Origin of the sequence: Brevibacterium sp. R8603A2 (assembly GCF_023072605.1) — a bacterium.
Classification (GTDB): domain Bacteria; phylum Actinomycetota; class Actinomycetes; order Actinomycetales; family Brevibacteriaceae; genus Brevibacterium; species Brevibacterium pityocampae.
In genome coordinates this window covers 97,278-118,023 of the sequence record NZ_JALLGN010000007.1, presented here as the reverse complement: position 1 = coordinate 118,023, position 20,746 = coordinate 97,278, and the positions used below count along the sequence as shown (strand labels likewise).

Sequence of the window (20,746 nt, the reverse complement as noted above, 5' to 3'; positions counted from 1 at the left end):
TGTGAAGATGCAGTCGAAACGCGAAAGGCAATGACGCCATGACCAACGTTCCTGACCTGACTGAGATTCTCGCCGACGCCCCGAAGAACTGGGGCAAGTGGGGCCCTGACGATGAGATCGGCTCCCTCAACTACCTCACCAAGGACGAAGTCCTCCGCGGCGTTCGCAGCGTCGTCTCGGGCGAGGTCCACACTCTGCAGCGGCTGATCGGCGACCCTAAGGGGGACCCGGTCTTCCCCGGCCGCGAGCCGGCCCAGCGGGAGATGATCCTCGACGAGTCGACCTGGGACGGGGAGGACGCCCCGCAGTTCCCGGGCGGTCTGCACTACGCGGATGACAAGCTCCTCGCGTTCCTCCAGGGCTCCACACAGTACGACGCGCTCGGACACGTGTGGTACGACGGGCAGCTGTGGAACGGGTACGACGCACGCACCACCATCGGAGGAATGGAGAAGGCGAGCGTCGAACCGATCGGTGATCGTGGCGTGGTCGGTCGCGGCGTCCTCCTCGACATGGCACGGCATTTCGGGGTCGACTCGATCGAATCCCGGCGCACCTTCGGCCGCGACGACCTGTTGGAATGCGCAGAATCCCAGGGTGTGACGATCGAGAAGCACGACATCCTGGTCATCCGGACGAACCACCTCCAGCGCTTCTTCGACGAGGGGGACGCGTTCTACGAGGACTTCTGCGAACCCGGGCTCGCGTACTCCCCGGAACTCGTCGAGTGGTTCCACGACACCGAGATCCCGAACCTCGTGACCGACACGATCGCCAACGAGGTGACGACGGATCCGAACACCGGAGCATCCCTCATCCTCCACAACGCCCTCATGCGCAATCTCGGAGTGGTGTTCACCGAGATCTGCGACCTCGAGAAGCTCGCGGCCGCGTGCGCCGCCGACAACCGGTGGGATTTCCTCTACACCGCCGCCCCGATCAAGATCCACCGGGCGACGGGTTCACCGGTCAACCCCGTGGTGATCCGATGAAGCCGTTCTCCACTCCGATCGCCTCGCCGTACTCCACCGTCGTCGAGATGTGGCGGGCCGCGGTGGACGAGGCCGGCGACCGCCCCTTCCTCCACAGCTTCGACGCGACATGGACGTTCGCGGAGGTCGATGACCGGGCACGCACGTTCGCCGCTGAGCTGAGCCGTGCGGGAGTCGGGCGCGGCGACCGGGTCGCGCTGTACACGCAGAACGATCCGATCTTCGTCGTCGGCCTCATCGCCGCGCTCGAGGTCGGCGGGATCGCGGTGCCGATCAACCCGATGAACACGACCCGCGAGCTGCGCTATCAGCTCGAGGATTCGGGGGCGCGCGTCCTGGTCACGATCCCGAGCCTGTACCGCGCTGTGGCGCAGGACGTCGTCGGCGACACCGCCGTCGTCCTCACCGTCGTCGGTGGGCACACGCAGTGGACGCAGCAGGGCGAGGAGGTCGAGATCTCCGAGGCCCGGGTCGGCGAGGAGCTCGGTGCGGACGTCCTGTCGGCGGAGTCGATCTTCTCGCAGGAGCGGCGCGAGGAGTCCGTGCCTCCCGACATCTCCGCCGAGGACATCGCGGTCCTGACGTACACCTCGGGCACGACCGGGAAGCCGAAGGGCGCGCAGAACACCCACGGGAACCTCGTGTTCAACGCCGAGAGCTACCTCGAGATCACCGGGCTCGAACCGGGGCAGCCGGTGCTCGGGATCGCTCCGCTGTTCCACATCACCGGGATGGTCGGGCACATCATGCTCGCCATCCGGGCCCGGAGCCCGCTCGTCCTCAGCCACCGGTTCCATCCTGCGGTCATGCTCGAGTCGATCCGCAGGCGGCGACCGGTCTTCGCCGTCGGCGCGATCACCGCGCTCATGGCGCTGGCCGACAGCCCGGCGCAGGAGGACGGCGACTTCGACTCCCTCACCACGATCTTCTCCGGAGGCGCCCCGATCGCCCCGGCGCTCGCGGACCGTCTCGAGGGGATCTTCGGGGCGTACGTCCACAACATCTACGGGATGAGCGAGACGTCCTCGCCGACGCACAGCGTCCCGCGAGGGGAGAAGGCTCCCGTCGATCCCACCTCGGGAGCCCTGTCCGTCGGTCAGCCGATCTACTGCACCCGGTCCCGGATCGTCGATAAGAACGGGGACGACTGCGAGCCGGGCGCGTACGGGGAGATCCTCAGCGCCGGACCGCAGATCACGTCCGGGTACTGGGAGAATCCGGACGCGACCGCACAGGCCTTCGACGGCGAGTACCTGCGCACCGGCGACGTCGGGTTCGTCGACGGGGACGGCTGGTTCTACCTCGTCGACCGGAAGAAGGACATGATCAACGCCTCGGGGTACAAGGTGTGGCCCCGGGAGGTCGAGGACGTCCTCTACGGCCACCCCGCGGTGAGCGAGGCCGCAGTGGTCGGCGTCCCCGACCCCTACCGCGGTGAAACCGTCAAGGCGTTCGTCACCCTCAAGAGCGGTCATCGCACGGATGCGGACGAGCTCATCGCGCACTGCAGGGCGAACATGGCGGCGTACAAGTACCCGCGCCAGGTGGAGATCATGGAGGAGATGCCCAAGACGGCGACGGGGAAGATCCTGCGACGGCAGCTGCGGGACTGACAGGGTCGGGAGCCCGGCTCAGGCGTCGACGCCCTTGGGGGCACGGGTCTTCATGAACCCGAAGAGGTAGCCGGCGACCCGGCGGAGCTGGATCTCGTCGGAGCCCTCGGTGATGCGGTAGCGGCGGTGGTGGCGGTAGATATGCTCGAAGGGCTTCTTCCGCGAGTACCCCATGCCGCCGTGCACCTGGATCGCCCGGTCGGCGGCCTCGCAGCACAGCCGGTTGGCGAGGTAGTTCGCCATCGACACCCGGTCGGAGACCGAGAACGCGCCGTCGGTGTCCATGAGCCACGCGGTCTCCCGGATGAACGAGCGCAGCGAGGACGCCCGGGCGTGGAGCTCCGCGAGCGGGAACTGGATGGCCTGGTTGGACGCCAGGGGCTTGCCGAACGGCGCGCGCTCCTGCGCGTACGCCACCGACTCCTCGATGCAGTACGTCGCCGCGCCCAGGCTCGAGGCGGCCTGCCGGATCCGGTTCTCGTTGAAGAAGTGCTGCACGATCTGCAGTCCGCGGCCCTCCTCGCCGAGGATGTCCGCGCCGCCCACCTCGACATCGGTGAGGCGGATGTGGGCGTGGTCGGAGGGCATGTTGAAGGTCCACACGTACTCGAGCACCTCGAAGCCGGGCGCATCGGTGGGGACGAGGAAGGCGGTGATGCCGCGGGCGTCGCCGGGCTCGCCGCTCGTGCGGGCGAAGATGATGTCGCGCTCGGCGGTGTGGACGCCGGTGTTCCACATCTTCTCCCCGGTGATGCGCCAGCCGTCGGCGGTGCGCGTCGCGGTGGTCTCCATGCGGGTGGCGTCGGAGCCGTGGTCGGGTTCGGTGATGCCGAACGCCAGATGGCGGCTGCCGTCGGCGAGGCCCTCGTTCCACTCCGCCTGCTGCTCCGGGGAGCCGTAGGCGTGCATGAGGAGGAGGCCGACGTTGTTGCCGATGATGCAGTGCTCGTTCTGCAGGTCGCAGTGGAGGCCGAGGCCCTTGGCGGCGAGGAAGTCGCGGAGCACCGCCATGTCGAAGTTCGTGCCGCCGGAGCCGCCGGCCTCGCGCGGCAGGTGGTAGCGGAAGAATCCGGCCTCGTCGGCCAGCCGCCGTGCGGTGCCGAGGAGGTCCTCCCATTCGGTGCGCGGGATGCCGCCCCGGTCCCAGTCGGTGCGCGCCCATTCGCGGCGGTGGTCGAAGAACTGGATGTTGTCGTCGGTCTGCTCGAGCGGGCGCAGGGTGCTCTCGATGAAGGTGTCGAGCTCGCCCATGAGCGTCGTGAGATGGTCGGGCAGGCGGTAGTCCATGTCAGGTCTCCTGGAGGTAGGCGGGGTTGGAGGTGCGCAGGCGCCAGCGGGTGATGGCGTCGAGGACGGGGACGAGCGCGGCGGCCTCGGCAGGGTCGGCACCCTCCCGGATCCGTGCCGCGAGGGCGTGCTCATCGACGGCGCCGAGGCGCGCCAGGCCGGCGGACACCTCGGCGAGCGCGGCGGGTTCGAGTGCGCGCTGGCGGCGCACGAGGTCGACGACGTTGCGGGCCACCCGGCCGCGGAACGCGGTGACGGTCCCGTCACCGGCCACGATGTCGCGGGTGAGCCAGCGCGACAGCGCGCCGAGGAGCTCGTCGGCGGTCGGGGCGGAGAACAGCGCGTCGGCGCTGAGTCCGGGGCCGCGCGATGTCGCGGGGGACCCGGGTGCTGACGAGGCAGGGGCCTCGGCTGCGGGGTCGAGGTGCTCGGCGAAGAGGAGGCGGAGGAGGTCGTGCTCCTGCTCGGCACAGCGCCGGCCGATCGCGAGCAGCTCGAGCTCGTTGGGGTGCTCCTCATGGGCGCGCTGCATCTGCCGCAGCGTGCCGATCGCCCACCACAGGGTGGCGCGGGCCTGCCACCAGCGGACCGCGGCGGTGTCGGGGCGGCGACCGGATGCCTCGGCGTAGGCGCCGAGGAAGGCATCGAGGTCGCCGAGGCCGGCGACCTCTCCGGGTCCGCCGAACCGCCAGGCCCGCATGCAGAGGTAGCCGAGGTCCTCGTCCGGGTCGCCGAGGTGGGCGAGCTCCCAGTCGAGGACCGCGGCGAGTCCGGACTCGTCGACCATGAGGTTCCCGAGCCGGAAGTCGCCGTGGACCAGGGATTCGCCCCCGACCGGGGGCCGGGTCTCCGCGAGCCGGCGCAGGGAGACCTCGATGACGGGGCGGACGATGCCGATCTCCCGGTAGTCCGCGGCGAGCCGTTCGACGGGATCGCTCAGGCGGGTCAGCTCAGCCCGGGCGACTGCGGCCGGGTCGATCGCATGGACCCGGGCGGCGGCGCGGGCGAGGTCGTCGGGCAGCGCGGTGCGGGCGGCGGCGAAGCGCTCGTCGCGGAGGATCCGACGGGCGATCGCCTCCCCGGTGACGTGCTCGAGGAGGAGGGCCGGCGTGCCGATGAGCTCTCCGGCGGTGTCGTCGTGGATCAGGCGCGCGCAGGGCACCTCGGCGTGGCCGGCGGCGGCGAGCACGGCCGCCTCGGCGGCGTTCGCCTCCGGCGCCTCGTTCCCGCGGTGGTCCGCCCGGAGCACGCAGGTGAGGGTGCCGTCGGCGGTGCGTGCGTCGAACCGGAGGATCTCCCGGCTCGCTCCCCCGGCCAGTGTGCTCACCGCGACCTCGTGGACCGGGGTGCCGAGGATCCGGGACAGGGCGCGGGCGAGGTGCGTGCTGGCAGTCGGCCGGCTGCTGTCCGCCTGCGGCGGGTGGGCTGCGGTCGGGCCGTCGGCTCCCATCGCGTCTCCTCCTCGAGATCGATGCGCTGCGGTGCACCTCCGCGTCGGATTCAATCCACCGAGCGAACGTTCAGGATAGTGACTTTAGTCTGCCCGGACGACGGGGCGAGGTCAAGAGGGGACGACGAAGGCCCATCGGCATGATGCCGATGGGCCTTCTGTTCTGTAGCGGGAGCGGGACTCGATCCCGCGACCTCACGATTATGAGTCGTGCGCTCTAACCAGCTGAGCTACCCCGCCCCGGCACGAATCGTGATTCGTACGAGAGCCCCAAAAGGGAATCGAACCCTTGACCTTTTCCTTACCATGGAAACGCTCTGCCGACTGAGCTATTGGGGCAACGAGAAGATACTCTACACACCCGCTTCCGTGAACGCAAAATCGGCTGAACCGGGGTCTCGCACCGCGATCCGGAGGCCCGGATGCACCGTATTCGCACCGGCTCAGCGCATGGCGCGGGAGCGGATGACCTCCTCGACGAGGTCGGCCTCGGTCGCACCGTAGAGGGTGCGCGCCCACACCGTGTCGCGGTCCGGGTAGGGGGCGCCGTCCACGCGCAGCCACTGGAGCGGGTGGCCGCGGCGCTGCTCGAGCGCACACTTGGCGCACATCGGCACGGTGAGTCCGCGACCGCCGCCGGCGGTGACCTTCCCCACCTTGTGCGCCTCGCCGTGGCGCGGGTTCACCGTGCACGGCCCGCGCAGCGGCCGGCCGCCGGTGAGCCGCGCCGAGCGCTGGCGCTCGACCGATTCGAGAGACCGCTCTGCGATGTCGAACAGGACGAGCGAGCCCACGAGGTCGTCCTCGGCCGCGGATTCGTCCTCGGCGATGCGCCGTGCCAGGCCGAAGGCGTCGAGCCCGCGCTGCACGGTCGCCGACTGCTCGGCGCTGAGCCCCTCCGTCTGCAGCGCTTCGAGCTTCTCCGCGATCCGCAGCGCGTCCTGGCCGAGCACGCGACGCATCCTGCTGCGGTCGGAGTCCCTGGCCGCGGCCATGACGCTGTCGGGGATCCGGTACTTGCGGGTGCGCACCGGACGCCTCCGGGCGAGGAACCAGACCCCGCCCACGAGCCCGACGAGCACCACCCCGGCGATGACGGCGGAGCGCACCGGGTGGTAGGTGATCGCCTGGCGGATCCGGTCCGACAGCGGCGGCTCGTACTCCTCGTACTGCGGGTCAGCCAGCCGATCGAGCACATCGTTGAGCCATTCGACGCTCGACACCCGAGAGTCGGGATCGTGATGCCATCGGTCGAACTGCTGCTCGACGGCCAGATGCGCGTCGAGGTCCGCGAGTTCGACGGTGTGCCGGAGGATCCCGTCGGCGGGCACGACGATGAAGGCGCCCTCGCCGCCGTGCGCCTGCGCGATGAGCATGGGAAGGTCGCGGGAATCGGCGTAATCGGTCACCCCGAGCAGAACGAGATAGGTCGGGTGCTCGGTCGCGGCGACCTTCTCCTCGAACACGTCCAGGGTGGCCTGCGGATAGCGATCCGCCGCGGCCTCATCGACGTAGAGCGGGGATTCGTCGAGTTCCGCGGCGATCCGCACCGCGGCCTCGAGTGTCGTCTCGGTGCCCTCGAAGAGCTCTTCGACCCTCTCCGCATCGGTCGGCTCGGGGGCTCCGGAATCCTCGGCCGTGCCCTCCGCCGCTTCCGCGCTCCCCGCGGAAGCGACCACTGCGGCACGGTCCGGGGCCTCCACCGCCGCCGCGAGCACAGGGCCGCCTCCGAGCAGTGCTCCGGTCAGCACCGCGGCTGCAAGCAAGCGTCCCACCGGATCCTCACTTCCTTCTCGTGTTGTCGAGGTATGCGCGGCCGAACACCAGACCGCCGATGATGAGCAGGACGAGCGCGACGGCGCCGGAGCTGATCACCGAGGTCCGCACCCGGTCGAAGTACTCCGGGGTACCCGGGAACGGCCCCGGTTCGTATTCCTCGGCCTGATAGTCGTAGAAGTTCCGGTGCTCGGTCTCCGGGTCCCGCGTCTCCGACCACCCGATGCCGGGCAGCGCAGTGATGTACTCCTTCACCACGTCGCGCACCGGCAGGTCGGCGGTGCGTTCACGGAGCTCGGCCTCCCCGCCGTCGTAGCGCGGGATCGCCTCGTAGCGGCTGAGCTGCACGAAGCCGCTGCTCGCGATCACGAGGGTGGTGTCCTCCGGGATCCGGTCGTGCAGTGCGAGCTCGAAGCCTGTGGACCCGCCGCGGTACGCGTCGGTGCTCTCGAAGTCGATCACCACGACGGCGACCGGGTCCTCGGCTTCGGCGACGAGGCGGGCGAAGCGCTCTTCGTCCTCGGGAGCGTACCCGAGCCGCTGGGTGGGATCGATGTACACACCGTCCTCCTCGACGGCCCGGGCCGCGGCATCGACCCGTGTCGTGTCGACCTCGCCCTCGAGGGCGACGAGCGGCAGGTGGGCCGGCGAGGCGACGGAAGCGATGCCCGCACGCCGATTCTGCTCGTACAGGCACCCGAGCCCCGTGACGAGAACCGGGATGACGAGCGAGACGGCTGTGATGTGGATCCACGCAGGCAGCCAGGGACGCACCGGTGCGCTCCTCGGAGCCGTCTTGCGACCGCCTGTTCGATGACCCTTCCGGGCACGATCCTGTTCGTCGGCCGCGCTCAACGCCGCCTCGAACTCGGACGGGCTCTCGAACAATCCCGGCGAGGGCTCCCAGCCCTCGGACGCCGAGGCGAGCGCCGTGCTCAGCGGACCGAACGCGCCGAAGCCGCTGAGCGCGAACGGCGAATCCTCGTCCTGCCAGTAGGGACGGCCCTGCGCGATTCCCCTGTCCGAGAGGAAGTCGGGCGCCTCCCCGGCCGCGAGCTCCTGGGCGATGACGGTCGAGACCGGCACCTCGATGTCGCCGCCGAAGCCGTCCCAGGTCCGCCGCTCCTGGGCCTCGAGGTGCGGGAGGAAGAAACACCGCTCACGACGGCGCCCGCGCGCCTCGTCGTCGAGGACCGTCCATGCGGTCCATACGAGCGGGTTGGTCGTGTCGCCCGGTGCGGGCAGCCGGTCGACGGCCGCGCCGAGATCGCCCGGCAGCGGCTCGCGCCGGCGCAAGCTCAGGCGTGCTCCGATAGCGCGGTCACGCATCCGATTGAGGTCGCGCAGCTGCTCGACGGAGTCCGCCGCCGCGCGGGCGCGCCGCTTCTCCCGGCGCCCGAACAGCAGGGAGCCGAGGACCTCGGCGCCGGAGCGGATCATCCCGCCGAGCACGAGGTAGCCGGCACCGAGGAGTCCGCCCACCCCGATGAGCACGATGGTGTGGAAGACGGGGAACAGCGGAACCCGATCGACGGCGGCGTGCTCGGGTCGCACATCCTGGGCCGCGGAGGTCAGCCTCTCGATGTCGTTCGCAGCGGGGTCCTCTGCGTGATCGAGCCCGGTGCGGATCGCGTAGTGGATCGCCGGGCCCGGAACCTCCGCATTGAGCTCGGGGACCCTCTCCTTCGTGAGAGAGCGGGTGAGGACCCCCTCGGAGAATCCCATCGTGTAGAGCTCAGCATCCGAGTTCCACAGGACGTAGTAGGCGGTCTCGATGGCACGCGCTTCGGCGTCGGCGAGGAGGATCTCCTCGAGCATCCGTTCCGACGTGTCCCCACTGAGTTGCTCTCCGGTGCGATCGCGGGACGGGAAGCGATTCATCAGCCCGATGTACACCGGGGGGACATCTGATTCGAGCTCGGCGAGCGCATCGTCGACGATCCCGCGCTGCCTCTCGTCCCAGAACGCAGCGGTGGCGCTGTCGGTGAAAACTTCGCCGTCGTCCCAGGCCTCCCCCATGCGCTCGACGTAGCCGTCGATGTACCACTGCCGGGCGGACTCAGCGAGCTCGGTCTCATCCGAGGCGCCGGCGGCCTGTTCGTCGGGTCCCTCGTCCGGGGCGGGTGTCCGGCTCGGGGCGGGCGCCTCGGCGGTGGGGGCCGGGGCTGCGACGGTCGGCGTCACGGGCACGGCGGAGATGACGGATCCGGCCCCGAGGACGGCGCACGCAGCCGTCACGAGGAGCCTCCGGAGCACCGGGGCACGGCGCGCGCCGCGGTGGGCGGGCTCCACGGAGGACAGCGGTCGGATGAGCATACTGAGCACTCTATGACGCGGGGCGGTCCATGGCCGGGCCGGGGTGTTCCGGTTCCGGCACAGCTGCGGCGAGAGCGTCACCGGGTCGGTGCGCCGACGTCACCGGTCCCGACCGCCGACGGTTCCGCGCGCTCGCCCCGCTGTCACACCGCGTCGTACTTGGCGGCGAGGTAGCCCTGGAGTCGTCCCGGGTGGTTGGTGATGATCGCGGAGATCCCCGAGCCCAGCAGCCGCTCCCACACCGCAGGCGCGTCGACGGTCCACACGAACATCCCGAAGCCGAGCTCCATGAACTCCTCGGCGAGCTGACGGCGGGCGAAGAAGCCGCGCTCGGAGGGGTTGTAGCCGATGACCTCGAGGGCGTGCGCGAGCTCGACGTCGCCGTCGCGCGGCATGAGGCGCAGCAGGCAGCGCGGGACCATGGGGATGAGGTCACGGGCGGCCTCGAGGGTGCGCACGGAGAAGCTCTGGATGATGATCCGGTCGGCCATCCCGGTCTCGATGATGTCCGCGGCGACCTGGGACACCGCCCCCGGGGACCAGTCGTCCTTGAATTCGAGGAGGAGCCTGCCGCCGTGCTCGGCGAGGTCGGCGAGCAGGGTCCGCAGCTTCGGCACCCGCTGGCCGGCGAAACCGGGCCCCAGCCAGGACCCGGCATCGGCGAGCGAGATCCGCTCGTCGCTCATCTGCGCGATCGTGCCGGTGGCGGTCGTCGTGCGGTTGAGGGTCGAGTCGTGGAGCACCATCGGGGTGCCGTCCCCGCTGATCCCGAGGTCGACCTCGATGAAGTCGCAGCCGATCGCCCGAGCCGCGTCGACCGCGGCCAGGGTGTTCTCCGGCGCGGCACCCGAGTAGCCGCGGTGGGCGATGACCCAGGGCCGGTCGTCCCGGCCCGGTGCCGCGGCCACCCGCTGTGCGCGGAGGTACTCGGCGAATCTCAACTGTGGCCCCGGAGCACCTGGCCGAGCCGCGCGTAGCCCTCCACCGCGATGGCCCGCCACAGGTGCGAGGCCGTGATCGGGTCGGTCTCCATCATCTTCTCGATCGCGTCCTTGGGCAGGAGCTTGATCTCCGTGTCGGTCACGGCCTTGACGGTGAAGGGCTGCTTGAAGTGGTCGTTGAGGGAGAGCTCCCCGAACGACATGCCCGCGGTGAGGATCGACACGACCTCCCGGCCGCGGTCGGCCGGGGAGAGGGTGTGGACCGTGCCCGAGGTGATGAAGCGGATCCCGTCGAACTTCTGCCCGATCCGGCGGATGACGTCGCCGGCGGCGTACTCCTCGTCGACGAGGTGCTCGGCGATCTTCTCCCGGAACTCGGGGTCGATCGAGCCGATGAGGGTGGGGCGGTCGGCCTCCTCGTCGGGGAAGCAGTCCGCGTCGCCGTACTCCTCGAGGATCCGGTTCTCCGCCCAGGTCAGCGCCTCGTTGCGGGAGCCGAAGATCTCGACGTCCATCTCCACCGGGACCATGAGCTCGCTGAGCCGGTTGTCGGGGTCGACGAGGCCGAGGGCGACCCCGACCTCGTCGAGCGCGCGCGCCATGCGCGACAGCTGGCGCACGGACACCTCGGCGATGTCGTCGGCGCGGCTGAGGTCGAGGACGATGCACTCGGTGTCGTCGCCGAACTTCGCGGCCTCGCGGGAGAGCACCTCCGCACCGGAGAACAGCAGGTCACCCATGACCTCGACGACGTGCGCCTGGTGGCCGTGCTCGGCGAGCACCTTCTCAGCGGCCTCGGGGCGACGGGTGGTCGACGGGGTCTTGTCGATCGTCTCGTTCGAGCGGATGGTCGACAGCCCGGCCTTCGAGGTGCGGACGAAGTGGAGCTCGAGATCGCTCGAGATCTGCCGGTGCGCGGCGAGCCCGCGCACGCTCGAGCCGTGCTCGTCGAGCGGAGGGGAGAAGGAGGCGAGGCCCAGCTGGCCGGGGAGCACGGAGATGATGCCGCCGCCCACGCCGCTCTTGGCGGGCAGGCCGACGCTCGCCACCCAGTCGCCGGAGTCGTCGTACATGCCGCAGGTGAGCATGACGGAGAGCACCCGCTCCACGACACGGGTGTCGAACACCCGCTCCTGGGTCACCGGGTTGACGCCGAGATTGGCCAGCGTGGCGGCCATGACGGAGAGGTCCTTGGCGGTCACCGCGATCGCGCACTGCTTGGTGTAGTCGTCGTGCGCCGGGTTCGGATCGCCCTCGAGGATGCCCCAGGAGGAGAGGAACCAGGTGAGGCCGCGGTTGTGGGCGCTGCCCTGGCTGTCCTGCGAGTGGACGTCCTCGTCCATCTCGAGCTCGCGGCCGGCGCACGCGGACATCACGGTGAGGATCTTGTCGAACACGGTCCTGCCGCGCTCGGGGAGGATCTGGCCGGTCGCGGCGATCGCGCCGATGTTGATGAGCGCGTTCTTCGGCCGGCCGCTGCCGGACTCCGAGGACAGGTCCGCGAAGGACGAGCCGGAGGGCTCGACGTCGATCTTCGAGTCCATGTAGGCGAAGCCCCGGTCCTGCAGCGCGATCGCGTAGCAGAAGACCTTCGAGATCGACTGGATCGCGAAGGGCACCTCGGCATCGCCGGCCGTGTAGGTGAAGCCGTCGGACGTCGTCATCGCCAGCCCGCACAGGTTGGGGTCCTGGGAGGCGAGCACGGCGTTCGGCGATTTCGTGGACCCGCCGCGGATGTCGAGGAGGCTCTCGTGGACGGTGTCGAGGTATCTCTGGATGGGTGCGTACATACGGCCACACTATCGGAATCGCGCGCGGGCGCGAGTCGGCGTCCGGCCGGGCGCGGACCGCACGCGAGCGGGGCGCTGCGGGCGTGGCCGTGCGGGCGGGTGAGGGGGCCGGGCCGCCCCTCGGCGGCGGACGACGTCGGCCCCGGTCCGGTGTCTCCACCGGGCCGGGGCCGTCCGAGCTGTGGCAGGTATAGGATTCGAACCTATGAAGGCGAAGCCGTCTGATTTACAGTCAGATCCCTTTGGCCGCTCGGGCAACCTGCCAATGCTGCGCGCCCGCCGATTCCTCGCCGAGCACCTATGGAAGAATACTAGGCCCTCCCGGAAAACGCCAAACCGCGCCCACTAGACTGGCCGTCGACCGACATCCCCCATCGCGAGGAGCAGCAATGGCCAGTGATTCATCGTTCGACATCGTGTCCAAGGTGGACCGGCAGGAGGCCGACAACGCGCTCAACCAGGCGGCCAAGGAGATCGGTTCCCGCTACGACTTCAAGGGCACCGAGGCCTCGATCGAGTGGTCCGGCGAGAAGGTCCTCATGAAGGCGGTGAGCGAGGACCGCGTCAAGGCCGTCCTCGACGTCTTCCAGTCGAAGCTCGTCAAGCGCGGCATCTCGCTCAAGTCGCTCGACACCGGCGAGCCGTTCCCCTCCGGCAAGGAGTTCCGGATCGAGGGGAGCCTCAAGGAGGGCATCGACCAGGAGAACGCGAAGAAGATCTCCAAGACGATCCGCGACGAGGGGCCCAAGGGCGTCAAGGCCCAGATCCAGGGCGACGAGCTGCGCGTGAGCTCGAAGAAGCGCGACGACCTCCAGGCCGTCATCGCCCTCCTCAAGGGCAAGGACCTCGACGTCGATCTCCAGTTCACCAACTACCGCTGAGCCGGACCGCCGCCGAGGCGCGGGCTCGGACCCGTCGGGGCCGGGACGAGGATTCCTCGTCCCGGCCCTGTCATGTTCCGGTGCGGTGCCGTGCGGTGCTGAGTCCGACTCAGCCGACGGTCTCGTCGGCGGCGACGACGGCCCGGCGCGCCTCGGCGAGCATCGCCTCGCGCGTGGCGATCTTGATGCGCTCGCGCCCGTGGGGCTCGCCGAGCGCCTTCTCCGCCGCCTCGAGGAGGTGGTAGCCCTCCCAGTCGACGAAGTCGACAGACTTCGAGCGGAGCAGCTCGATGATCGCGTCCTCGGTGGGCGCCTCGGGCTCGGGCAGGCCGCCGGCGGCGCGGTCGGCGATGAGGTGGGTGATCGTCTCGAGCGCGTCGCCCTTGGTGTGGCCGATGAGGCCGACGGGCCCGCGCTTGATCCACCCGGTGGCGTAGACGCCGGGCAGCACGGGGGCCTCGGCGGCGTCGGCCTGGCGCAGGGTGTCCGCGACCCGTCCCTCGTGGTTGGGGATGACGCCGCGCCGGTCGTCGAACGGCAGCTGGGGCAGGGCGGTGCCGAAGTAGCCGACCGCCCGGTAGACGGCGTCCATCGGCCAGTCGGTGAACTCGCCGGTGCCGGTCACGCCGCCGCTGCCGTCGAGCTCCTGGCGCTCGGTGCGCAGGCCGGTCACGCCCGTGTCGCCGAGCACCGCGACGGGCGCGTGGAGGAAGTGCAGGTGGAGACGGCGCGGGGCGCCGGTGGGTTCGCGCAGGGTGAAGTCGGTGAGCGTCTTCGTCACCTGCTTGACCTGATTGTTCGAATGGATCGTCGCCATCGAGGCCTCGTCGAACTCGAAGTCCTCCGGGTACACGATGATGTCGACGTCCTTGACGTGACCGAGCTCGCGGAGCTCGAGCGGCGTGAACTTCGCCTGCGCGGGACCGCGCCGGCCGAACACGTGGACATCGGTGACCCGCGACTGCTTGAGACCTTCGTACACGTGGTCCGGGATCTCGGTGCTGAGCATGTCGTCGGCCTGCTTGGCGAGCACGCGCGCGACGTCGAGGGCGACGTTGCCGTTGCCGATCACCGCGACGCGCTCGGCATCGAGCGGCCAGGTCTGCGGCACGTCGGGGTGCGCGTCGTACCAGTTGACGAAGTCCGCCGCCCCGTAGGACCGGTCGAGGTCGACGCCCGGGATGTCGAGCTTGGCGTCGATGAAGCACCCGGTCGAGAAGATCACCGCGTCGTAGTGGCGCTGGAGCTCCTCGCGCGTGATGTCCGTGCCGTACTCGACGTTCGCGAACAGCCGGATGTCGCCGCGGTCGAGGACCTTGATGAGTGCGTTGATGATGCCTTTGATGCGCGGGTGGTCGGGTGCCACGCCGTAGCGCACGAGTCCGAAGGGGGCCGGGAGCCGTTCGAAGAGATCGATGCTGACGTCGAAGTCCCGTTCGGCCTTGGTGAGGAGGTCGGCCGCGTAGATCCCTGCTGGACCTGCGCCGATGATGGCCACCCGGAGGGGACGTGTCATTCTCACAACCTTTCGTTTCGGTCAGCCACCCAGTCTAGTGAGGGCGCGGAATCGGGGCGAACCGAAGTGTCCGAAATCACCGAAGTCACAGCACACTGTGCAGATAGTCACTAGACTGCCGATGTGAATGACCCAGAGATCCCGGACGACGAGTCCGCACGGCGCAGAGCGGGCCTCATCCTCGGACTCTCGGGGTACCTGTTCTGGGGCGGGATGCCGCTGATCTTCGCCGCCGCCCAGCCGGCCGGCCCGGTCGAGATCCTCGCCCACCGGATCGTGTGGTCGCTCGTCACCTGCGTCCTCCTCCTCACCGCCGCCCGCGGCTACGGCCGGGTCCTCACGGCGTTCCGGAACCGCGGCGTGTTCTGGACGCTGGCGCTGGCGAGCTTCGTCGTCGCGATCAACTGGTTCGGGTTCCTGCTCGGCGTGCAGCTCGAGCGCGTCATCGAGATCTCGCTCGGCTACTTCTTCAATCCGCTCGTCACCGTGTTCCTCGGTGTGGTGTTCCTCGGCGAGAAGCTCCGACCGCTCCAGTGGGTCGCGATGGCCGTGGGCACGATCGCCGTCGTCGTCATCGCGGTGGGCTACGGCCAGGTGCCATGGCTGGCGCTGCTCGTGTCGTTCTCCTTCGGCCTCTACGGACTCATCAAGAACAAGGTCGGTGGGCGGGTCGGCGCGCTCGAGGGGCTCACCGTCGAGTCCACCGTGCTCACCCCGTTCGCGCTCGCCGCCATCGCCTGGTTCGTGCTCAGCGGGAACTCGCACTTCGGCACCGAGGGGATGGGCCACACGCTCATCATGCTCTCGCTCGGGCCGGTGACCGCGATCCCGCTCATCCTGTTCGGGGCGGCGACCCGCCGGGTGCCGCTGTCCTGGGTGGGGATGATGCAGTACATCACCCCGACGATGCAGTTCATCCTCGGCGTCACCGTGCTCGGGGAGGAGATGTCGACCGCCCGCTGGATCGGCTTCTTCATCATCTGGTCCGCGGTCGCGATCCTCACCGTGGACATGGTCCGCGCCTCCCGCCGCCGCCCCCGCCGCTGAAGCGCGGAGCCGGCTGAGGCGCGGAGCCGGCTGAAGCGCAGGCCGGCTGAGGCGCAGAGCCGGCTGAAGCGCGGGCCGGGATCAGGCGCCGGGTCGGCGGACAGGCGCGACGGCAGGGGCCTCGGGCGTTCCGGGGACACTCCAGTGTGGTCGCGGGCGTTCCGCGGTCACCTCAGTGCGGATACCCGAGGGTAACCGCACTGGATCGACCTGGGAAAGCAGAGCCGAGTGAAGCGCAGGGCCGGGTGCACCCCTGCGGGATCAGGCGGCGCGGGTGACGGCGGAGCGGGCGAACTCGACGAGCCCGTCCTTGACCTCGCCGTCGGGCACCGGGGCGAGCGCGGCCACGGCATCCTCGGCCCACGCCTCGGCGGCGCGCCGGGCCCGGGCAGTGGCAGGGTGCGCGACGAGGGCCTGCCGGGCGCGCTCGAGCGCGGCGTCCGAGCCCAGGTCCTCCTCGAGCAGCGCGACGACCTCACGGGCGGCGGCGTCACCGGCCCGGGCGTCCTGCCGGACGTAGAGGACGGGCAGGGTCGCCACGCCCTCGCGCAGGTCGGTGCCCGGAGTCTTGCCGGACTTCGCACCGTCGGACACGAGGTCGATGAGGTCGTCGGCGAGCTGGAACGCCACCCCGACCTTCTCCCCGTACTCCCGCAGCGGGGCGATGAGCTCGCCCGGGGCGTCGGAGTAGCGCAGCCCGAACTCGCCGGCGGCCGCGATGAGGGACCCGGTCTTGTCGCCGAGCACCTCGAGGTAGTGGTCGATCGGGTCGATGCCGTCGGCGGGCCCGGTGAACTCGTGGAGCTGGCCGAGCACGAGGCGCTCGAAGGTCTCCGCCTGCAGCCGCACCGCGGCCGTCCCCATCTGCGAGGTCAGCAGGGAGGCACGGGCGAACAGCAGGTCGCCGGTGAGGATCGCGACGCTGTTGCCCCACACCGTGTGGGCGGCGGGCGCCCCGCGGCGCATCGGCGCATCGTCCATGACGTCGTCGTGGTAGAGGGTGGCGAGATGGATGAGCTCGACGGCGGCCGCGGCCCGGTCGACGTCGACCCGGTCGGACTCCCCGAACTCCGCGGCGAGCAGCACGAGCAGCGGGCGCACCCGCTTGCCGCCGGCGCGCAGCAGGTGGTGGCAGGCCTCGTCGGGCAGCGCGCTCGCCTGCTCGACGACCGCGTCGAGGAGCGATTCGATCCGCACCAGTCGGTCCGCCAGCCGCTCCGCGAGCGCGGAGTCGGCCTGCACGAACGCCGCCGGGGTCAGCGGCCGCGCCTCGCGCGTGCCGTGCTCCACCGGGGTGGGCGAGGTCTCGGCGGCGTTCGTCATGTCCTCTTCAATCGTCCTCAGGGGCTCGGGCGCCGCGCGCTGTGGGGCGCGGCGCTCAGTCATCGCTTCGCTGCTCAGTCATTGCTGGTCGCGGGGACCACGGTCGTCAGAGCGGTGATGAGGCGATCGTACAGATCGCGCTCGCGCACCGCCGAGTCCTGATACAGATTGGCCAAGAGCTTGACGACGAAACGCATCAGGGTGTCGACACTCATACCGTACTTGATCCCCAGCGCCATGATCTCGGGCCTGCCGATGAGCGCGGCGAACACCCGGCCGAGCGTGAAATAGCTCCCGAGGTGTCCGCGCACGAGCGCCGGGTACTCCGCGAGCTTCTCCCGCCGGATCCGCTCCGGGTACCGGGCGTAGGTGGCGACGACCTCGGCGGCGAGCCGGGAGCTGAGCATCGCGTAGTCGATGCCCTCCCCGTTGAACGGGTTGACCATCCCGGCGGCGTCCCCGACGAGCAGCACGCCCTGCTTGAGGTGCGGGGTGCGGTTGAAGGCCATCGGCAGGGCGGCGCTGCGCACGGGCTCGAGCCGCGTCTCCTCCCCGATCGACCACTCCTCGCCCATCGCGGCGATCCAGTCGCGGAGCACCGCCCGGTAGTCGACCTTCCCGAACTGGGGCGAGGTGTCGAGGATGCCGAGGCCCACGTTGACGGTGCCGTCGCCCATGGGGAACAGCCAGCCGTAGCCGGGCATCGGCTCGCCGAGCGCACCGGCATCGGTGCGGGCGCGCAGCTCGAGCCAGCTCTCGAGGTAGGCCTCGGAGTGCCGCGGGGAGGAGTGGTAGGTGCGCACGGCCACGCCGATCGGCCGGTCGTCGCGCTTCTCGATGCCGAGCGCGATCGCCATCCGCGCGGACACCCCGTCGGCGGCGATCACGGTGGGCGCCCGGAACAGCGCCTCGGGCCCGACCTTGCGACCGCGGTGGTCAGTCCCGGTCGCCTTGATCCCGCGCACCCAGCCGTCGGCGCCGAACACCGGCTCCGAGGCGTGGACCTGCTCGAACAGACGCGCGCCGCAGGCCTGGGCGTGGCGGGCGAGCTCCTCGTCGAGGCGGGAGCGGGCGCGGGTGAGCCCGTAGGACGGGACTCCCTGGACCTCGGGCCAGTCGATCTCGAGCCGGTGGCCGCCGCCGATCAGCCGCAGCCCCCGGTTGCGGTGCCAGCCGGACGCCTCCGGGGTCGCGAATCCCAGGTGATCGAGCTCCTGGACGGCGCGCGGGGTCAGGGCGTCGCCGCACACCTTGTCGCGCGGGAAGGACGACTTCTCGAGGACGACGACCTCGAGCCCGGCGCGGGCGAGGTGCGCCGCGGCCGTCGAGCCAGCCGGTCCGGCGCCGACGACGATGACGTCGGCGTCGATGGTGGTGGTCATGCACCCGGCTCCGGGCGGGCGTCCGCGGCCTCTACTGCGAGCCGGACCTCGACGTCGTGGTCGCCGTCGGAGGCGCTGTCGCGGGCAGGGGCGTCGTCGGAACCGCTCCGGGGGCCGGTATCGCCGGCGTCGGCGCGGGATCCGTCGGAGTCGCTGCGGGCAGCGGACGGTGCGGCGGGCGCCTCGGCCCCGGCCTGCGGCTTGAGCGCGTGGTGGACGGCGACGATCCCGCCGGTGAGGTTGCGGTACTTCACCTGGTCGAAGCCGGCGTCGCGGATGAGATGGGCCAGCGTCACCTGGTCGGGCCACTCGCGGATGCTCTCGGCGAGGTAGACGTAGGCGTCGGGGTTCGAGCTCACGGCGCGGGCGATCGCCGGCAGCGCGGCCATGATGTATTCCGAGTACACGGTGTGCAGCGGCGCGGACTCGAGGGTGGAGAACTCGGCGATGACGAGGCGGCCACCGGGCTTGAGGACCCGGAGCATCTCGTGGAGGGCGAGCTCCGGGTTCTGCACATTGCGCAGGCCGTAGGTGATCGTCACGGCGTCGAAGGAATCGTCGTCGAACGGCAGGTCCGTGGCGTCGGCGTAGACGAACTCGATCTCCGGGTGCTTCTGCCGGCCGACGTCGAGCATCCCCTCCGAGATGTCCCCGGCGACCACCTGGGCGCCGGCGCGCTGGAGCGGCACCGAGGACACCCCGGTGCCGGCGGCGAGGTCGAGGATCCGGTCGCCGGGCCGCGGGTCCACGGACTTCGTGATCTCCCGGCGCCACAGTCGGGCGAGACCGAAGGTCATCGCATCGTTGGTGATGTCGTAGCGCCGAGCGACGCCGTCGAACATCGACGCCATATCGGTCTTCTGCTTGTCGAGCCGCGCGCGAGTCATGCGTCCCATGGTCTCAAGGGAGCGCACCCGCGCGCCAATCGGCGTCCCGGCCGATCGGCGTCCCGGTTAGGATCGAGGGCGATGAAGACCTTCGACGTCACCGCCGGCATGCCGGCCCCGGCACCCGGGTTCGCGGTGCGCTCGTGGTTCATCGACGGCGTGAGCCCGCAGGCTCCCCGACCGTTCGTGCAGGGCCTGCCGGCGAGCCCCCAGGAGTTCCTCGCCCAGCTCCCGCCATCGGGCTTCAGCTGCTGGGTGCGCGGCACCGCGGGTCTCGTGGGGATCGGCCGGGCGCTGCGCCTGCGCGCCGCCGGGCCGGACCGCTTCGATGCGCTGTCCGCGGCCTGGCAGGAGATCGCCGCCGCGGCCGAGGTCGACAACGAGGTCGGGCTGCCGGGCTCCGGGCTCATCGGGTTCGCCGCGCTCGCCTTCTCCGCACACTCGGCGACCGCCTCGGTCATCGACATCCCGCGCTTCGTCATGGGCCGCCGCGACGGCCGGGTGTGGCTGACCGCCGTGACCACGCCCGGGGATCCCGAGGACGCCGGCGGCCTCGCGCTCTCCCACACGCCGCTCGCTCCCCCGCGCGCTCCGCGGACCCGGCCGGGCCATGTCACCCCGGAGGACTACGTCGAGATCGTCGCCCGGGCCGTCGAGCGCCTCCGCGCCGAGGCGGGCACGGGAGCCGGAGCCGAGGCGGGAGCGGACGGCGCACCGGGCACACCGGCCGGGGCGGGCGCCTCGACCGGGGGCGGCACGTCCGCCGGAGCCGGGCCCGCGGCCGGGGAGCCGCTCGGCAAGGTCGTGCTCGCGCGCGACGAGGTCGTCGAGACCGACGAGGAGATCGATGTGCGCGCCGTGCTCGGCCGCCTCAACTCCGCCTACCCGACCTGCTGGACGTTCGACGTCGCCGGGCTCGTGGGCGCCACGCCGGAGCTCCTCATCGGCGTCACCGACGGGCAGGTGACCTCCCGGGTGCTCGCCGGCACCTATCAGGTGCAGGGCGATCCGGCTGAGGAGATCGCCGCCGCCCGCGCCCAGCTGGGCTCCGCGAAGGACTCGAGCGAGCACGCCTTCGCGATCGATTCGCTCGCCGCGAGCCTGTCGACGGTGAGCGAGGACCTCCACGTCGACGCCGAGCCCCATCTGCTCCAGCTCGCCACCGTCATCCACCTCGCCTCCGACGCCCACGGCACGCTGCGCCGGGGCGAGAACGGCTGCCCGACCGCGCTCGAGGTCGCCCGGGCGGTCCACCCGACCGCGGCGGTCGGCGGCTTCCCCAAGGACCGGGCGCTCGAGGTCATCGAAGAGCTCGAGGGCGCAGACCGGGGCCGCTTCGCCGGGCCCGTGGGCTGGATCGACGAGCGCGGCAACGGCCAGTTCGGGATCGCGCTGCGCTGCGGTCAGCTCGAGGCGCCGAACCGGATCCGGCTGTTCGCCGGCGCCGGGATCATGCCCGATTCCGACCCGGCCTCCGAGCTCGCCGAGACCGAGGCGAAGCTCGCCCCGATGAAGCGCGCGCTCGGGGTCGAGCACTGAGGGCGT

At 70.7% G+C, this 20,746-nt stretch carries 14 protein-coding genes, 3 tRNA genes and 1 pseudogene; 5 read left to right on the top strand and 13 right to left on the bottom strand.

What is annotated here, in order from left to right; genetic code table 11:
- Window positions 1–38 precede the first annotated feature (38 nt).
- Together MTQ12_RS08700 and MTQ12_RS08695 are read left to right on the top strand one after the other, a co-directional pair.
- Window positions 39–992, top strand: coding sequence for a cyclase family protein (locus tag MTQ12_RS08700; protein WP_137318000.1), 954 nt, complete (start codon window positions 39–41; stop codon window positions 990–992).
- Window positions 989–2,605 carry an AMP-binding protein gene (locus MTQ12_RS08695; RefSeq protein WP_247618294.1) on the top strand — a complete coding sequence of 539 codons (1,617 nt, stop codon included), beginning with the start codon at window positions 989–991 and terminating at the stop codon, window positions 2,603–2,605. Before MTQ12_RS08700 ends, MTQ12_RS08695 begins: the two co-directional genes overlap by 4 nt.
- Window positions 2,606–2,623: 18 nt before the next feature.
- Here MTQ12_RS08695 and MTQ12_RS08690 read toward each other — a convergent pair whose 3' ends face one another.
- From MTQ12_RS08690 to MTQ12_RS08650, 9 genes are all read right to left on the bottom strand, one after another.
- Entirely contained in the window at window positions 2,624–3,892 is a 1,269-nt protein-coding gene (locus tag MTQ12_RS08690) for an acyl-CoA dehydrogenase (RefSeq protein WP_247618293.1), read from the bottom strand.
- 1 nt (window position 3,893) lies between these two features.
- Window positions 3,894–5,342: a phosphotransferase family protein gene (locus MTQ12_RS08685; RefSeq protein ID WP_247618292.1), complete on the bottom strand. Its 1,449-nt coding sequence runs from the start codon at window positions 5,340–5,342 to the stop codon at window positions 3,894–3,896.
- A gap of 166 nt (window positions 5,343–5,508) precedes the next feature.
- A tRNA-Met gene (locus MTQ12_RS08680) sits at window positions 5,509–5,582 on the bottom strand.
- 26 nt (window positions 5,583–5,608) lie between these two features.
- Window positions 5,609–5,681 (bottom strand) — tRNA-Thr (locus tag MTQ12_RS08675).
- Window positions 5,682–5,785: 104 nt separating this feature from the next.
- On the bottom strand, window positions 5,786–7,117 hold the full coding sequence (locus MTQ12_RS08670) for a hypothetical protein (RefSeq protein WP_247618291.1): 1,332 nt from the start codon (window positions 7,115–7,117) through the stop codon (window positions 5,786–5,788).
- 7 nt (window positions 7,118–7,124) lie between these two features.
- Window positions 7,125–9,434 carry a hypothetical protein gene (locus tag MTQ12_RS08665; protein ID WP_247618290.1) on the bottom strand — a complete coding sequence of 770 codons (2,310 nt, stop codon included), beginning with the start codon at window positions 9,432–9,434 and terminating at the stop codon, window positions 7,125–7,127.
- 143 nt (window positions 9,435–9,577) lie between these two features.
- Window positions 9,578–10,375, bottom strand: coding sequence for a glycerophosphodiester phosphodiesterase family protein (locus MTQ12_RS08660; RefSeq protein WP_137318006.1), 798 nt, complete (start codon window positions 10,373–10,375; stop codon window positions 9,578–9,580).
- Window positions 10,372–12,165 (bottom strand): glutaminase A, encoded by a 1,794-nt coding sequence (gene glsA / locus MTQ12_RS08655; RefSeq protein ID WP_247618289.1) that lies wholly within the window; start codon window positions 12,163–12,165, stop codon window positions 10,372–10,374. Before glsA ends, MTQ12_RS08660 begins: the two co-directional genes overlap by 4 nt.
- A 182-nt stretch (window positions 12,166–12,347) precedes the next feature.
- Window positions 12,348–12,429, bottom strand: a tRNA-Tyr gene (locus MTQ12_RS08650).
- A 125-nt stretch (window positions 12,430–12,554) separates the two neighbouring features.
- On the opposite strand from MTQ12_RS08650, the gene MTQ12_RS08645 reads away from it, so the two are divergent.
- Window positions 12,555–13,046, top strand: coding sequence for a YajQ family cyclic di-GMP-binding protein (locus MTQ12_RS08645; RefSeq protein WP_247618288.1), 492 nt, complete (start codon window positions 12,555–12,557; stop codon window positions 13,044–13,046).
- 109 nt (window positions 13,047–13,155) lie between these two features.
- Here the strand turns inward: MTQ12_RS08645 and MTQ12_RS08640 are convergent, their stop codons facing one another.
- The gene (locus MTQ12_RS08640; protein ID WP_137318009.1) at window positions 13,156–14,562 is read right to left on the bottom strand and encodes an FAD-dependent oxidoreductase; all 1,407 of its coding nucleotides are present in this window, start codon (window positions 14,560–14,562) and stop codon (window positions 13,156–13,158) included.
- A 123-nt stretch (window positions 14,563–14,685) separates the two neighbouring features.
- Between MTQ12_RS08640 and rarD the strand changes: the two genes are divergently transcribed.
- Window positions 14,686–15,609, top strand: coding sequence for an EamA family transporter RarD (gene rarD / locus MTQ12_RS08635; RefSeq protein ID WP_247618287.1), 924 nt, complete (start codon window positions 14,686–14,688; stop codon window positions 15,607–15,609).
- A gap of 261 nt (window positions 15,610–15,870) precedes the next feature.
- On the opposite strand, the gene MTQ12_RS08630 is transcribed toward rarD, so the two are convergent.
- The 3 genes and pseudogenes from MTQ12_RS08630 to MTQ12_RS08620 form a co-directional block, all read right to left on the bottom strand.
- Window positions 15,871–16,932, bottom strand: a complete 1,062-nt coding sequence (locus tag MTQ12_RS08630) for a polyprenyl synthetase family protein (RefSeq protein WP_247618286.1) — start codon at window positions 16,930–16,932, stop codon at window positions 15,871–15,873.
- A gap of 74 nt (window positions 16,933–17,006) precedes the next feature.
- Window positions 17,007–18,314, bottom strand: coding sequence for a geranylgeranyl reductase family protein (locus tag MTQ12_RS08625; RefSeq protein WP_137318010.1), 1,308 nt, complete (start codon window positions 18,312–18,314; stop codon window positions 17,007–17,009).
- Window positions 18,315–18,511: 197 nt separating this feature from the next.
- A pseudogene (locus tag MTQ12_RS08620) lies at window positions 18,512–19,201 on the bottom strand (demethylmenaquinone methyltransferase); the annotation flags it as partial.
- An 81-nt stretch (window positions 19,202–19,282) separates the two neighbouring features.
- Between MTQ12_RS08620 and MTQ12_RS08615 the strand changes: the two are divergent.
- Window positions 19,283–20,740: an isochorismate synthase gene (locus MTQ12_RS08615; protein ID WP_247618285.1), complete on the top strand. Its 1,458-nt coding sequence runs from the start codon at window positions 19,283–19,285 to the stop codon at window positions 20,738–20,740.
- Window positions 20,741–20,746: the final 6 nt, after the last annotated feature.